The sequence below is a fragment of the Streptomyces sp. NPDC048434 genome (genome assembly GCF_043200375.1).
GTDB lineage: Bacteria > Actinomycetota > Actinomycetes > Streptomycetales > Streptomycetaceae > Streptomyces.
Genome location: NZ_JBICXQ010000027.1, coordinates 44,795 through 58,237 on the forward strand (window position 1 = coordinate 44,795; position 13,443 = coordinate 58,237).

Sequence of the window (13,443 nt, forward strand, 5' to 3'; positions counted from 1 at the left end):
GCGCCGGGGCTCAGGCCGGCAGGGCCGCCTCGATGGCGGTGACCAGTTCCTCGGCCTCCGGCTCGGTGCGCGGCCGGAAGCGGCCCGCGACCTGGCCCTGGGGGTCGATCAGGAACTTCTCGAAGTTCCACTGGACGTCACCGGCCGCCCCTTCGGCGTCTTCGGTGCCGGTCAGTGCCGCATACAGCGGGTGCCGGTCCTCGCCGTTGACGTCGGCCTTCTCGAACAGCGGAAAGCTCACGCCGTACGTCGCCGAGCAGAAGGTGGCGATCTCCTCGGCGGTGCCGGGCTCCTGGCCCGCGAACTGGTTGCTGGGGAAGCCCAGCACACTGAAGCCACGGTCCGCGAAGCGCTGCTGAAGCCGCTCCAGACCCGAATACTGCGGGGTCAGCCCGCATTTGGACGCCACATTCACCACCAGCAGGGCCTTGCCCCGGTAGTCGGCGAGTGAAGCGGGCTCACCGGTCAGGGTGCGCAGTGGGATGTCGTACAGGCTCACGGTCATGCTCCTCGTCACGGGTCCGCGGATACGGACGGCCATCATCCGTCCCAACAGCGGTACCCGCCCTGATCTTCCCCGGATCGTCGACCGGCCAGGACACCACCGGCCGGATCTCCCCCGAGCGCCACTCCTTGAGCAGCTGGTCGAAGATCGGTGTCTCCTCCTCGGCCGGGCGGCGCGCCTGCGGGGCGGGAGGCGGCAGCGCCGGCGGCTGGTGGGGGAGGGAGATGCGCTGAAAGGGGTGTGAGGCGGGCTTCTTGGCGTCCATGCCCGGACTCAACCGGAAATCGGTCCCCGAGTTGCGGGACGCGGCCGGGGCGGTCCCGAGATGCCCCTGCGGTGGTGACGGGCAGAAGATACGTTCGCGCGCCGGAGGGACCGGCGGATGTCCCACCGGTCCCTCCGTAATCAGCAGCCCCGTGCGTCTCTCACCCGGTCCCGGCCGTTCGAACGGCCGGGGGCGGTCCGGACGGCGTCAGCTCCGGCACAGCAGCGCTTCGAGGACCTCCCGGAGCGCCGCCTCGGGGTCGGCCACCCGTCCCTCGGCCCGCCACGCCACGAATCCGTCGGGGCGCACCAGCACCGCGCCCTCGGACGTCGTCCCGTGCTTCTCCGCCCAGTCGGCGCCGTCCTCCGGAGCCAGATCGTCGTCCGGCCCGGTGCCGATCAGGTAGCAGTCCAGCCCGAGGGAGAACTGCTCGTTGGCGCCCTTGGCCGCGGTGCGCCACATCTCGCCCTCGGAGCCGGTCAGCAGGACGAAGGACTTCTCGTACAGATCGAGGGTCGAGCGCCGTTCACCGCCGGCCTGCAGCCACATGTGCGGGGCCCGGGTGCCCGGTTCGCCGGTCAGCCGCATCTGGTCGGGCACCACCGGCAGCTCCGGGTCGGCGCCGACGACGGCGCCCTGCGGATAGCAGTACCCCAGGGCGACGGTGAGCACCCCGCGCTGCTTGCCGCCGCCCGCGCCGGGAGTCGGCGCATACCCCGGGTGGCTGTGCTCGGCCGAGCGCGCCGAGGCGCGGGCGCTGGTCTCCCGCGCCACCGGCTGCCGTTCCGCCTCGTACGTCGCCAGCAGCTCCGGGCCCGCCGAGCCGTTCAGCACCGCGGCGAGCTTCCAGGCGAGGTTGTGGGCGTCCTGGATACCGGTGTTGGAGCCGAACGCACCGGTGGGGGACATCTCGTGGGCCGCGTCGCCGGCGAGGAAGACCCGGCCGGCCGCGTACCGCTCCACGACCCGCTCGGCGGCGTGCCACGGGGCCTTGCCGGTGATCTCAACGTCCATATCCGGTACGCCTGTTGCCCGGCGGATGTGGTCGATGCAGCGCTCGTCGGTGAAGTCCTCCAGGGTCTCGCCCCGGTCGGGGTGCCAGGGGGCGTGGAAGACCCAGTCCGCCTGGTTGTCCACCGGCAGCAGGGCGCCGTCGGCCTCGGGGTTGGTCAAGTAGCAGGCGATGAAGCGGCGGTCGCCCACGACGTCCGCGAGCTGCGGCGCGCGGAAGGTGATGCTCACGTTGTGGAACAGGTCGCCGGGACCGGTCTGCCCGAAGCCCAGCCGCTCCCGGACCGGGCTGCGGGGGCCGTCGGCGGCGATGAGGTAGTCCGCGTGCACGGTGGTGAGCTCGCCGGTCTCCCGGTTCTTGAGGGTCGCCCGGACCCCCTGCGCATCCTGTTCGAAGGAGCTCAGCTCGGTGGAGAACCGCAGGTCACCGCCGTGCTCGCGGGCACAGCGCACCAGCACCGGCTCCAGGTCGTTCTGGCTGCACAGACACCAGGCGGACGGGCTGATACGGGCCAGCCCGCCGCCCGGGTCGATCTCCTTGAACAGCCACTCCTGGTCGTCGCCGGTGAGCGAACGGGCCTGCAGGATGCCGTGGTTGTCGGCCAGCACCGACGCGGCCTCGCGGATCCGCTGCTCCGCACCGGCCACCCGGAACAGCTCCATCGTGCGGACGTTGTTCCCCCGCCCGCGCGGGTGGCGGGAGGTGTCCGAGTGCTTCTCTACCAGCAGATGTCTGACACCCAGGCGTCCCAGGAACAGCGACGCGGACAGGCCGACCAGGGACCCGCCCACGACGAGTACCGGAACCCGGTCTTCGGCGGTGGGATTCATTGCGTGCTCCAGCTCCAGGGACGCTTACGGCAGATGGAGCACGAATGCCCGGCTGAGGACGTGTTCGATCACGGTTCACCTGCATGGCTCACAGATCTCGCGCCACCCGTGGGTCCCGGCCACGATCGAATCCGGGACGCCCCCCGCGACACCGGGCAGGCCGCCCCCACCATCCGGCTCAGTCCCCCGGATCGCACCGGAACTGACGACGCACCACTGGGGCCATCGGGCCCCGAAGGAGATGCGTAGACGATGACAACGCTGTCGGAACGAATATCCCAGTCGGCCTTCGACGGCTCCCGGCTGCGGGTCGTGCTGCTTCTGGACCTCCATGACGGGGCCCAGCAGGACTTCCTCGAAGCCTACGAGCACCTGCGCAACCAGGTCGCGTCCGTTCCCGGACACATCACCGACCAGCTGTGCCAGTCCATCGAGAACCCCTCCCAGTGGCTCATCACCAGCGAATGGGAGAGCGCACCGCCGTTCCTGGCCTGGGTCAACAGCGAGGAACACGTGAAGATGGTCCAGCCGCTGCACGGCTGTGTCCGTGACACCCGGTCGCTGCGCTTCAGCGTCCTTCGCGAGACCTCGAACATCGCCAGCCTCGCGCCCGAGCCTCCCAAGGGCCGCCTGCAGGCCAACCCCCGCGTCGGCGACGGGGTGGTCCGGCACGCGCTGACCTTCACCGTGAAGCCGGGCAGCGAATCGATGGTCGCGGACATCCTCGCCGGCTACACCTCCCCGGAGGCCCGGGTCGACGACACCACCCGGCTCCGCCGCACCTCTCTCTTCATGCACGGCAACCGCGTCGTGCGTGCGGTCGAGGTGCAGGGCGACCTCGTCGCGGCGCTGCGGCACATCTCCCAGCAGCCCGAGGTCCGGGCCGTCGAGGAAGCCATCAACCCGTATCTGGAGCAGGACCGCGACCTCAGCGATCCGAACTCCGCCCGGGTGTTCTTCACCCGGGCCGCACTGCCCGCGGTGCACCACGTCGCGGCGGGCGGCGAGCAGCCCGACGGCATCAGGCGGCATGCGCTGTTCTACCCGGCCAAGGAAGGGTGCGGCATGACGCTGGCCCAGATGCTCGCCCGCCAGGACGAGCTGGCCGCGGACGATCCGGCCTGCCCCATCGCCGGCAGCACCGTCTTCCAGCGCGACGACGTGGTCGTGCGACTCATCGATCTCCGGATCCCGATCGACAGCGATCCCATGCTGGCGCTCGGCGTACGCGGCTCCCGTAAGACGGCCGTGCTGCGGCGGCTGCTCGACACCGAACTGGCCGGCGGGCTGTCCAACGACCGAGAGCTCGCACATTTCCTGGAGCGCGCCGACATGGCCCTCATCACCGATCGCCGGGCACCGGGCGTCTGACTGCGCCCGGTCGCAGCAGGTCTCTCACCCTCATTCAACCCCGGCCTCACGCCCCTGGAGGAAGCAGCCATGACCACGCACCGCCCACGCATCGTGGACCTCAGTGAGACCCAGCCCAACCGCCGGCGCGGAGGTGATCTGCGCGCCATGCTGACACCCAGCGCGGTGGGCGCCACGAGCGGCTTCATGGGCATGGCACTCGTGCAGCCCGGCGAGCGCATCGGCGAGCACTACCACCCGTACTCCGAGGAGTTCGTGTACGTCGTCCAAGGCGCGCTCGAAGTGGACCTCGACGGGGAACCGCACCCGCTGCGCCCGGACCAGGGGCTGCTGATCCCCCCGTACATGCGGCACCGCTTCCGCAATGTCGGAGACGTGGAGGCCCGTATGGTCTTCCACCTCGGCCCGCTGGCCCCGCGCCCGGAGCTCGGGCACGTCGACACCGAGGGCACGGAAGAGAGCACACCGGTCGCACCACCGGAACGCACGGAGCCCGTGTCATGAACCGCCGTGTGGCGGTCACCGGCGTCGGGATCGTCGCTCCGGGCGGTGTGGGCGTGGCCGCCTTCTGGGACCTGCTGTCCGCAGGCCGCACGGCGACCCGTGGCATCACCCTCTTCGACCCGGAGGGGTTCCGCTCACGTATCGCTGCCGAGTGCGACTTCGATCCCGCGGCCCACGGGCTGAGCGAGGAGCAGGTGGCCCGCTCGGACCGGTACATCCAGTTCGCGCTGGTCGCCGCGGACGAGGCGCTGCGCAACGCAGGCTTGGACACGGAGACCCAGGACCCCTGGCGTATCGGGGTGTCCCTGGGCACCGCGGTCGGCGGCACCACGCGCCTGGAGCACGACTATGTCGCCGTCAGCAACCACGGTGAACGGTGGGACGTCGACCACCGGCCGGCCGGCCGCCATCTGGAGCGGGCGTTCTCCCCGAGTTCGCTCGCCTCCGCGGTGGCGGAGCAGATCGGCGCCCACGGCCCGGTGCAGACCGTCTCCACGGGCTGCACCTCCGGCCTCGACGCCATCGGTTACGCCTTCCACTCCATCGAGGAGGGGCGGGTCGATGTGTGCATCGCCGGCGCGTCCGACTCACCGATCTCCCCGATCACCGTGGCCTGCTTCGACGCGATCAAGGCCACGTCCGCGAACAATGACGATCCCGCTCACGCCTCCAAGCCGTTCGACGCCCATCGCGACGGATTCGTGATGGGCGAGGGCGGCGCCGTACTCGTCCTGGAAGAGCTGGAACACGCCCGCGCCCGCGGCGCGACGGTCCACTGTGAGATCCGTGGCTACGCCACCTTCGGCAACGCGTACCACATGACCGGTCTCACCCAGGAAGGCCTGGAGATGGCCGAGGCGATCAACCGCGCACTCGGCCACGCCAGGATCGACGCCACCCAGGTGGACTACGTCAACGCGCACGGCTCGGGCACCCAGCAGAACGACCGGCACGAGACGGCCGCGGTCAAGCGGTCGCTCGGCGCACACGCCCGCAAGGTGCCGATGAGTTCCATCAAATCCATGGTGGGCCATTCGCTCGGGGCCATCGGCGCGATCGAGATCGTGGCCTGTGTGCTGGCACTCACCCACCAAGTGGTGCCGCCCACGGCCAACTACGAGACTCCGGACCCGGAGTGCGACCTCGACTATGTGCCCAAGACGGCACGGGAGCTGCCGCTGCGTTCGGTGCTCTCGGTCGGCAGCGGCTTCGGTGGATTCCAGTCAGCGGTAGTACTGACCCGACAGGGTGGGAGGGCATCATGAGCTCCCCGAAGGAACGTCGTTCCGTCGTCACCGGTATCGGTGTCATCGCCCCCAACGGGGTGAGCACCGAGACCTTCTGGAAGGCGACCGTGGAGGGCATCAGTGTCCTCGACCACGTCACCCGTGACGGGTGTGAGCATCTTCCGCTCAAGGTCGCCGGCGAGGTCCGCGGGTTCGACCCGGCGGATCTGATCGAGGAGCGCTACCTCGTCCAGACCGACCGGTTCACCCACTTCGCCATGGCGGCGGCCAACCTCGCGCTGGACGACGCCCGTCTCGGCCGTGCCGACTACAACGACTCACCGTTCGCGGTGGGAGTCGTCACGGCCGCCGGATCGGGCGGCGGTGAGTTCGGCCAGCGGGAGCTGCAACGGCTCTGGGGTCAGGGCTCGCGCCATGTCGGCCCGTACCAGTCGATCGCCTGGTTCTACGCGGCGAGCACCGGACAGATCTCCATCCGCGGCGGCTTCAAGGGGCCGTGCGGAGTCGTGGCCAGCGACGAGGCGGGCGGTCTGGACGCCCTGGCGCATGCCTGCCGCACCATCCGGCGCGGCACCGATGCCGTCGTCGTGGGTGCCGCCGAGGCGCCTTTGGCCCCCTACTCGGTCGTCTGCCAGCTCGGCTACGACGATCTGAGCAAGCTCGACGATCCGGTCCGCGCGTACCGCCCGTTCACCAGCGGCGCATGCGGATTCGTGCCCGCCGAGGGCGGCGCGATGCTGATCGTCGAGGAAGAGGCGGCGGCCGTGAACCGTGGGGCGAGCGTCCGGGCCGAGTTGTCCGGGCACGCCGCGACCTTCACCGGAGCCTCCCTGTGGGAGGAGTCCCGGGAGGGGCTCGCGCATGCGATCCGCGGCGCACTGGAGGATGCGCGGTGCGCCCCGGAGGAGATCGATGTGGTGTTCGCGGATGCGCTCGGCGTCCCTGCGGCCGACCGGGCCGAGGCGCTGGCGATCGCGGACGCCCTGGGCCGGCACGCCTCGCAGGTCCCGGTGACCGCACCCAAGACCGGCACCGGCCGGGCGTACTGCGGCGCCCCCGTCCTGGACACCGCGGCTGCGGTGCTCTCCATGGAGCAGGGCGTCGTGCCGCCCACCCCCAACGTCGTCGACGTCTGCCACGACCTTGACGTGGTGACCGGCAGGGCCCGCCCCGCCGAGTTGCGGACGGCGCTGGTGCTGAGCCGGGGACTGATGGGCTCGAACGCGGCGCTGGTGCTGCGGAAGGGCTCCCCGTCCCCCTCGTGAGAAGGAGAACCGCACATGAACGCTCAACTGACGCTCAATGAGCTGGCCGCGCTGATGAAGTCTGCCGCCGGGCTCACCGTCGACCCGAAGGAGTTGGCGAACCGGCCCGACGCGACCTTCACCGAGTTCGGTCTGGACTCGCTGGGCCTCCTCGGCATCGTGGGTGAGCTGGAGAACCGGCAGGGCCGGCCGATGCCGACCGACGCGGAGCGCTGCAAGACGCCGCGCGACTTCCTCGCCCTCGTCAACACCGCTCAAATCGCCCAAACAGCCCAAGATAACGTGTCTACGACAGGAGCCTGACATGCCTGGCCACACCGAGAACGACATCACCATCGCGGCGCCCCTCGACCTCGTCTGGGACATCACCAACGACATCGAGAACTGGCCGCAGCTGTTCAGCGAGTACGCCTCGGTCGAGGTGCTGTCCAGGGAAGGCGACAAGACCACCTTCCGGCTGACGATGCACCCGGACGACAACGGCACGGTCTGGAGCTGGGTCTCCGAGCGGGTCGTCGACCGCCGGAACCGCACCGTCCGCGCCCGCCGGGTCGAGACCGGCCCCTTCGCGCACATGGACATCCACTGGAAGTACGCCGAGATCCCGGGCGGCACCTCCATGCACTGGACCCAGGACTTCGCGATGAAGCCCGAGGCCCCGGTCGACGACAAGGGCATGACCGAGCTCATCAACCGCAACTCCCGGATCCAGATGGAGCTCATCCGGGACCGGATCGAACAGCGTGACCGCGAGCTCCGGTCCGCCGCCGTCAACTGACGGCCCGCCAGGTCGCGTTCGGACCGCCGCTCGGCGGCAACGAAGGGATCCCCCCGATGCATCATGCTCTGATCGTCGCTCGTATGGCGCCCGGTTCGGCTCCGGACATCGCCGAGGTCTTCAAGGCCTCCGACCGTACGGAACTGCCGCATCTGGTCGGCGTCTCGCGACGGACCCTCTTCCAGTTCGGTGAGGTGTATCTGCACCTCATCGAATCCGACCGGCCGCCCGGCCCGGAGATCGCCAAGGTGACGGAACACCCCGAGTTCCGCGCCGTCAGCGACAAGCTGTCCACCTTCGTCAGCGCGTACGACCCGGAGACCTGGCGAAGCCCCAAGGATGCGATGGCCCAGCAGTTCTACAGCTGGCAGCGCGACGGCAGCGGCTGACGCGTACGCGGAGCCGAGGTGATCCCCTGGCTCCCGCGCCGTCCCGGACAAGGGCAAGGTCGCCCGGTGAGGAACAGTCTCCTCACCGGGCGACCTGCCGTGCCGGGTCCTTCTCATTCGGGGACAGTGCACTCGAACGCGTGCAGATACGGATTGACGACCAGGAGCTCGCCGACCTTCAGACCGGCTTCCGCCATGCGGCTGACCAGGCTCGCCTTGGTGTGCTTCGCGCCTCCGACGTTGAGGAGCAGCAGCAGGTCCATGGCGGTGGTGAACTTCATCGAGGGACTGTCGTCGACGAGATTCTCGATGATCACGACGCGGGCGCCCGGCCGGGCGGCCCTGACGACGTTGTGCAGCGTTCTGCGGGTGCTCTCGTCGTCCCATTCCAGGATGTTCTTGATGATGTAGACATCGGCCTGGACGGGGATGTCCTCTCGGCAGTCGCCGGGCACGATCCGTACCCGCGGGGCGAGCGGGCCGCCGTCGCGCAGCCGGGGATCCGAGTTCGCCACGACGGTGGGCAGATCGAGCAGCGTGCCTTCGAGAGCGGGGTACTTCTCCAGCAGGCTGGCCAGCACATGCCCCTGGCCGCCGCCGATGTCCGCCACCGACGACGCACCGGTCAGATCGAGCAGCTGCGCGATGTCCTGCGCCGACTGCTTGCTGGAGGTGGTCATCGCCCGGTTGAAGACCTCGGCCGAGTCCCCTGCGTCCTGGTGCAGGTACTCGAAGAACCCCTTGCCGTACAGGTCGTCGAAGACGCTGCGGCCGGAGCGGACCGCATCGTCGAGCCGCGGCCAGGCTTCCCAGGTCCACGGCTCCGTGCACCACAGCGAGATGTACCGCAGGCTGTTCGGGGTGTCCTCCCGCAGCAGCCGCGACATGTCCGTGTGGACGTACTTCCCGTCGTCGGTCTCCTCGAAGATCCCGTAGCAGGACAGGGCGCGCAGCAGCCGTTCCAGCGGCCGCGGCTCGCTCCCCACCGCGGAGGCCAGTTCCTCCGCGGTGGTGGGCCGGTCGCCGAGTGCGTCGGCGACGCCGAGGCGCGCCGCCGCCCGTACGGCCGCCGCACAGGCAGCTCCGAAGACGAGCTCCCGGAGCCGCATGGCCGGCTGGGGGGTGGAGCTTACGGTGGTCATTCCGCCTCTATTCTCCGGTTGAAGGGTGCACCCCGTGCACCTCGTACCGTCGGCACAGACCGGCCGGCTTCGAGGTCCGGCACACGTTGTGGACGAATCGGTTTCCCTTGCCCTTGGGGTCCCGGTTGGCCAGGTCCACCGGCTTGTTGTGCAGCACGACGTTGTCGATGACGAGATTGCGCTCGCTGAGCGCCTTCACGAAGCTGGGGAAGAGGACGACGCCTCCGGAGAGCGGGGATTTGCCGACGTTGTCGCGGATCAGATTGCGTCGCACCAGCGTCTTCTCGGCGCCGGTGAGGACGATGCCGGACCCTTGGATGAACGGCAGGCGGCTGTTTCCGGCGCAGTACTTGTTGTTCTTGACGATGGTGTTGTTCCGGACCGTCAGCGCTCCCGCCCGGGGGCGGGATTCGTCGCCGACGATGAACACTCCGCCGCAGTTCCCGGTGATGGTGTTGTTGGCGATGGTCAGGTTTCTGACGCGCCGTACGGTGATGCCGATCCGGTTCTTCGCGAGATGGTTCTCGGTGACCGTGGCCCCGCGGGTGTTGGTGGCCCCGCCCTCCTCCTTGACCGTGTTCGCCAGGAAGATGCCCGAGTCGCCGTTGCCGGTGACGACATTGTCCCGGATCAGCGCGCGGGTGGACCTCTCCTGGGCGATGCCCCACACGCCGTTGTGCCGGGCCGCCACGTGGTGCACGGTCAGCCGGTCGGTGCCGGAAGCCCAGATGCCGGTCTTCTTGAAGCCCCGGACGGTCAGCGAACGGATACTGACGTCCCGCAGCGGCCTGCCCGCCGTGCCGGTGACGCAGATGCCGTTGCCGCTGTGCCCGCAGGCGTTCTCGGCCCGCTTGCCGGACGGACTGATCACCGTCTTCCGGCCCGCACCGACGAGGTGCAGCCGCGACTTGCGGATCAGTACGCTCTCCCGGTAGTGGCCGGGCCGGATGATGACGGTGTCGCCCGGCCTCGCTCTGTCCACCGCCTGTTGGATCGACTCACCTGGGTGGACGACTTGCCGTTCCCTTGCGTCGCACGGCGATGCCGCGCCGAGGCCGCCGATCAACATCGCGGCGACGCAGCTCATGTATTTCATCTGTCGTAGCGCCATGAGGCGAAGCTATGGGCGATCACTCCCGCTCGCCACATGTGGTGACCCGGCGATGACGGTGTGTGCACCCGCCAGCTTTCGACACGCCGTCAAGTCCGCTGCCCGGCCGTGCACCGGACTGCCGATCAGGGCCGGTCACAGGGCTTCTCCCGGTCCTCGTCGACGGCGCCGGCCGGGCCGGCGCACGGCCGGCAATCGGCCGGGCCGGAATCAGCTGACCGGGTATCGGACGGGGTGCCGGGCTGAGCGTCGGGCCGGATATCCGACGGGTCATCAGCCGGCCCGTCCGGCCACACCTCGGTCAGGAACGCCGCGAGGCTGGTCGGCAGAAACCACGGGCGGGCGGGGGGAACGGTCACGGAAGACCAACGCGCCAGGCCCGGCCGACGACACCCGCTCAGGGCGGCGAGCGCATTTGATCACCCCAACGGCCGCGGGGAGGCGGCCGCTGAACGGGCGTCGGCCGCCTCCCCTCTGAACGGGCGTCGGCCACCCTCCCCTCAGCGGCCGCGGCGGATCGCGCAGGGCTGAGGCCCGCGGGATCAGCCCGCCCGCTCGGCCGCGCTGCGCTCCACACAGAACTCGTTGCCCTCGATATCGGCCAGCGTCGCCCACCCGGTCCCGTCGGCCCGCCGATGGTCGGCCACCAGGGCCGCGCCCAGCGCCAGCAGCCGCTCGACCTCCTCGTCGCGGCTGCGGTCCTGTGGCTGCAGATCCAGATGCACCCGGTTCTTCCCGGCCTTGGCGTCGGGCACCGTGACGAACAACAGGGCGCCACCCGCGGCCGTGACCGTGGCCTCCGGGTCGCCCGGCAGATCGTCCTCGGCCAGCGTGCCGTCCAGTACCTGTGCCCAGAAGCTCGCCAGCCGGTAGGCGTCGGTGCAGTCGATCGTGGTGTGACGTACCAGTGAAGTCATGGGCGTCACTATGCGGTTGGGGGACAGGGGGTTGTCCACCCGCATCCGGTGTACGGGGCGGCGCCCGCGGTTCCGGCCCCGCGACCGGTGCCGGTACCGGACGTCCCGTCATCGGTGGCCCCTGCCGCCCCCTACGGCAACTGTGTCCGTCCGCCGGGGAGTTCGTGACAAAACCGGCACCACGGGCCGGCGGCGGGCGGCGCGGTCCGGCGGGCCGTCGGCAGCGGGACGGGCGCGTGGGATGACCGCGCCGTGCATGCCCCCGGTTTGTCCGGCACACCCATTCAAGTCGCCCGCCCCGGTCGTCTACAGTTGCAGAATTCCGCAATTCAACAGATGACGCGATGGCCGGTCGGCCTGAACGCGGAGGACATGCGTGGGCGGTTTCGCCGAATCGGTACGGAAACGGGTGCGCGCGGCGCGGTCCGCGCCCGGCCCCGGGAGCGGGGCGCGGAGATGAACGGCGCCTGGGTTCCGCTCTGTCAGGCCAAGGCCGACTTCTTCCGGATGCTGGGTCATCCGGTCCGTATCCGGGTGCTGGAACTGCTCCAGAGCGGGCCGATGCCGGTCCGGAGTCTGCTCTCCGCGATCGAGGTGGAGCCGTCCGCGCTCTCCCAGCAGCTGGCGGTGCTGCGCCGCTCGGGCATGGTGACGGCCACCCGCAGCGGCTCCACCGTCGTCTACGAGCTGGCCGGAGGCGAGGTCGCGGAGCTGTTGAGCGCCGCCCGCCGGGTCCTCACCGAGGTGCTCGCCGGGCAGCATGCGCTGCTCACCGAACTGCGGCAGGCGGAGGCCGGCGTACTGCCGGCGGCCGACGGGGTGGGGGCGGTCTCGTGATCCGCCCACTGCGCCCCGCGGACGCCGGCCGGCCGGGCACGGACCGCTCGTTCACGACCGGAAAAGGGTGACGCTGATGTCCGGCGCACCGAGGCGTAAGGGGCCGCCGCCGTGGCGGGCGGTCCGCTCACGTACCTGCATACCCACGCCCTCCGGGCCGGGGACCGTACGGCCCTGCCGCGGGCGTCCCCCCGGACGAGGACCGCTCCGCACCGCTCGCGGACACGGCCGTGCGTGCCCGGAGAACGCCGCCCGCCACCGCACCTCGCCGCGCTGCGGCGTCCGGCGGGCCCGTACGACCGCGGTGCGCCCCGGGACACAGCTGGCCCGGCTGCCCGGTGCGGTACTGCTCACCCAACGGGCTCCACGGCGCAGCCTGTGGCGGCAGGTGCTGCTCTCCATCGTCGTGACCAATCTGCTGCTGGTCTTCCTGGCGCTGGTCATCTATCTGGGCCGGCACGCCGGGACGTGACGCGGAGGCCGGCGAGCGGGCCGACGTCCACCACCGGCGTCCTGCTCACCCCGCCCCCGGTCCGCCACAGCCACACGACATCCCGTCCGAAGGACCACACGAGGAGCCCCAGCGCCACGGCCACCGCGGTGACCGCCGATGGCTGCGGCAGGATCCCGGTACCGGCCACGACCAGTACGACACCCTGCAGCGCCGCCACGGTCTTCCGGGCCGTACTGGGCGGCAGGGCGCCGCGCAGCCACGGGAGCACCCAGGACGCCGCGACGAAGGCGTACCGCATGAGGCCGATGCTCAGCACCCAGCCGCCCAGCGGTACCGCGACATGGACACAGAGCACCAGGATCAAGAAGGCGTCGACCTCCATGTCGAAGCGCGCACCCAGTGGCGTCGCCGTTCCGGTGCGCCGGGCCACCTGCCCGTCGACCGCGTCCAGGACCAGCGCCACGGCGGCGAACGCGATCAGCACCGTGACCGGTACCCGCCGGGCGAAGGAGTCCGCGACCAGCGCGGTCACCCCGCCGACGAGAATGGTGCGGGCCAGAGTGACGCGGTTGGCCGGTCCGAACGACGTGGTCCACGTCCGGCGCAAGGCGACGGTGAGCACGGCCCAGGTGGCCACGGCGAAGACGCAACCCGTGAGCCACCCCACGGTGCCCAGGCCGGCCACTCGGCACAGCACTTCCAGAACCAGCAGTTGCACACCCATACCGGCCGTAATGTCCGGTCCGAACGGCCTTGTGTCGTAGCGCTCTTGTACGGCCACCCTGCCTCCCGGGATGTGTAGCGGAGTCGATGGGC

Annotated in this window: 16 protein-coding genes; 9 read left to right on the forward strand and 7 right to left on the reverse strand. The window is 70.4% G+C overall.

Features of this window, described 5'->3' with window-relative positions:
* Window positions 1-10: 10 nt before the first annotated feature.
* The 3 genes from ACGFWI_RS28580 to ACGFWI_RS28590 form a co-directional block, all read right to left on the reverse strand.
* On the reverse strand, window positions 11-499 hold the full coding sequence (locus tag ACGFWI_RS28580) for a glutathione peroxidase (protein ID WP_393908913.1): 489 nt from the start codon (window positions 497-499) through the stop codon (window positions 11-13).
* Window positions 459-770, reverse strand: a complete 312-nt coding sequence (locus ACGFWI_RS28585; protein WP_393908914.1) for a hypothetical protein — start codon at window positions 768-770, stop codon at window positions 459-461. The genes ACGFWI_RS28580 and ACGFWI_RS28585 overlap by 41 nt, the downstream gene beginning before the upstream one ends.
* Before the next feature lie 207 nt (window positions 771-977).
* A complete protein-coding gene (locus ACGFWI_RS28590; RefSeq protein ID WP_393908915.1) occupies window positions 978-2,612 on the reverse strand; it encodes an FAD-dependent oxidoreductase in 1,635 nt (544 codons plus the stop codon).
* A gap of 252 nt (window positions 2,613-2,864) precedes the next feature.
* Here ACGFWI_RS28590 and ACGFWI_RS28595 point away from each other — a divergent pair, with 252 nt between their 5' ends.
* From ACGFWI_RS28595 to ACGFWI_RS28625, 7 genes are all read left to right on the forward strand, one after another.
* Entirely contained in the window at window positions 2,865-3,983 is a 1,119-nt protein-coding gene (locus ACGFWI_RS28595; protein WP_393908916.1) for a SchA/CurD-like domain-containing protein, read from the forward strand.
* Between the two features lie 69 nt (window positions 3,984-4,052).
* Window positions 4,053-4,487, forward strand: a complete 435-nt coding sequence (locus tag ACGFWI_RS28600; protein ID WP_393908917.1) for a cupin domain-containing protein — start codon at window positions 4,053-4,055, stop codon at window positions 4,485-4,487.
* Entirely contained in the window at window positions 4,484-5,752 is a 1,269-nt protein-coding gene (locus ACGFWI_RS28605) for a beta-ketoacyl-[acyl-carrier-protein] synthase family protein (RefSeq protein WP_393908918.1), read from the forward strand. Before ACGFWI_RS28600 ends, ACGFWI_RS28605 begins: the two co-directional genes overlap by 4 nt.
* Window positions 5,749-6,999, forward strand: coding sequence for a ketosynthase chain-length factor (locus ACGFWI_RS28610; RefSeq protein ID WP_393908919.1), 1,251 nt, complete (start codon window positions 5,749-5,751; stop codon window positions 6,997-6,999). Before ACGFWI_RS28605 ends, ACGFWI_RS28610 begins: the two co-directional genes overlap by 4 nt.
* A gap of 15 nt (window positions 7,000-7,014) precedes the next feature.
* The gene (locus ACGFWI_RS28615) at window positions 7,015-7,302 is read left to right on the forward strand and encodes an acyl carrier protein (RefSeq protein WP_393908920.1); all 288 of its coding nucleotides are present in this window, start codon (window positions 7,015-7,017) and stop codon (window positions 7,300-7,302) included.
* Window position 7,303: 1 nt separating this feature from the next.
* The gene (locus tag ACGFWI_RS28620) at window positions 7,304-7,777 is read left to right on the forward strand and encodes an SRPBCC family protein (protein ID WP_393908921.1); all 474 of its coding nucleotides are present in this window, start codon (window positions 7,304-7,306) and stop codon (window positions 7,775-7,777) included.
* Window positions 7,778-7,833: 56 nt separating this feature from the next.
* Window positions 7,834-8,166: a TcmI family type II polyketide cyclase gene (locus ACGFWI_RS28625; protein WP_393908922.1), complete on the forward strand. Its 333-nt coding sequence runs from the start codon at window positions 7,834-7,836 to the stop codon at window positions 8,164-8,166.
* A 113-nt stretch (window positions 8,167-8,279) separates the two neighbouring features.
* Here ACGFWI_RS28625 and ACGFWI_RS28630 read toward each other — a convergent pair whose 3' ends face one another.
* The 3 genes from ACGFWI_RS28630 to ACGFWI_RS28640 all read right to left on the reverse strand — a co-directional run bounded on the left by ACGFWI_RS28630 (window position 8,280) and on the right by ACGFWI_RS28640 (window position 11,336).
* Window positions 8,280-9,308, reverse strand: coding sequence for a methyltransferase (locus tag ACGFWI_RS28630; RefSeq protein WP_393908923.1), 1,029 nt, complete (start codon window positions 9,306-9,308; stop codon window positions 8,280-8,282).
* Between the two features lie 7 nt (window positions 9,309-9,315).
* Window positions 9,316-10,419, reverse strand: a complete 1,104-nt coding sequence (locus tag ACGFWI_RS28635; RefSeq protein WP_393908924.1) for a nitrous oxide reductase family maturation protein NosD — start codon at window positions 10,417-10,419, stop codon at window positions 9,316-9,318.
* A 542-nt stretch (window positions 10,420-10,961) separates the two neighbouring features.
* The gene (locus ACGFWI_RS28640; protein WP_393908925.1) at window positions 10,962-11,336 is read right to left on the reverse strand and encodes a VOC family protein; all 375 of its coding nucleotides are present in this window, start codon (window positions 11,334-11,336) and stop codon (window positions 10,962-10,964) included.
* 456 nt (window positions 11,337-11,792) lie between these two features.
* Between ACGFWI_RS28640 and ACGFWI_RS28645 the strand changes: the two genes are divergently transcribed.
* The gene (locus tag ACGFWI_RS28645) at window positions 11,793-12,173 is read left to right on the forward strand and encodes an ArsR/SmtB family transcription factor (protein WP_393909009.1); all 381 of its coding nucleotides are present in this window, start codon (window positions 11,793-11,795) and stop codon (window positions 12,171-12,173) included.
* Window positions 12,174-12,477: 304 nt separating this feature from the next.
* Window positions 12,478-12,645, forward strand: coding sequence for a hypothetical protein (locus ACGFWI_RS28650; RefSeq protein ID WP_393908926.1), 168 nt, complete (start codon window positions 12,478-12,480; stop codon window positions 12,643-12,645).
* Here the strand turns inward: ACGFWI_RS28650 and ACGFWI_RS28655 are convergent.
* Window positions 12,614-13,408, reverse strand: coding sequence for a CDP-alcohol phosphatidyltransferase family protein (locus tag ACGFWI_RS28655; protein WP_393908927.1), 795 nt, complete (start codon window positions 13,406-13,408; stop codon window positions 12,614-12,616). The genes ACGFWI_RS28650 and ACGFWI_RS28655 overlap by 32 nt on opposite strands.
* Window positions 13,409-13,443 lie beyond the last annotated feature (35 nt).

Coding starts and splice junctions, on each gene's coding strand:
- ACGFWI_RS28595 (WP_393908916.1), top strand. CDS start 2,865: ATGACAACGCTGTCGGAACGAATATCCCAGTCGGCCTTCGACGGCTCC.
- ACGFWI_RS28610 (WP_393908919.1), top strand. CDS start 5,749: ATGAGCTCCCCGAAGGAACGTCGTTCCGTCGTCACCGGTATCGGTGTC.
- ACGFWI_RS28585 (WP_393908914.1), bottom strand. CDS start 770: ATGGACGCCAAGAAGCCCGCCTCACACCCCTTTCAGCGCATCTCCCTC.
- ACGFWI_RS28625 (WP_393908922.1), top strand. CDS start 7,834: ATGCATCATGCTCTGATCGTCGCTCGTATGGCGCCCGGTTCGGCTCCG.
- ACGFWI_RS28630 (WP_393908923.1), bottom strand. CDS start 9,308: ATGACCACCGTAAGCTCCACCCCCCAGCCGGCCATGCGGCTCCGGGAG.
- ACGFWI_RS28640 (WP_393908925.1), bottom strand. CDS start 11,336: ATGACTTCACTGGTACGTCACACCACGATCGACTGCACCGACGCCTAC.
- ACGFWI_RS28615 (WP_393908920.1), top strand. CDS start 7,015: ATGAACGCTCAACTGACGCTCAATGAGCTGGCCGCGCTGATGAAGTCT.
- ACGFWI_RS28645 (WP_393909009.1), top strand. CDS start 11,793: ATGAACGGCGCCTGGGTTCCGCTCTGTCAGGCCAAGGCCGACTTCTTC.
- ACGFWI_RS28605 (WP_393908918.1), top strand. CDS start 4,484: ATGAACCGCCGTGTGGCGGTCACCGGCGTCGGGATCGTCGCTCCGGGC.
- ACGFWI_RS28600 (WP_393908917.1), top strand. CDS start 4,053: ATGACCACGCACCGCCCACGCATCGTGGACCTCAGTGAGACCCAGCCC.
- ACGFWI_RS28620 (WP_393908921.1), top strand. CDS start 7,304: ATGCCTGGCCACACCGAGAACGACATCACCATCGCGGCGCCCCTCGAC.
- ACGFWI_RS28590 (WP_393908915.1), bottom strand. CDS start 2,612: ATGAATCCCACCGCCGAAGACCGGGTTCCGGTACTCGTCGTGGGCGGG.
- ACGFWI_RS28635 (WP_393908924.1), bottom strand. CDS start 10,419: ATGGCGCTACGACAGATGAAATACATGAGCTGCGTCGCCGCGATGTTG.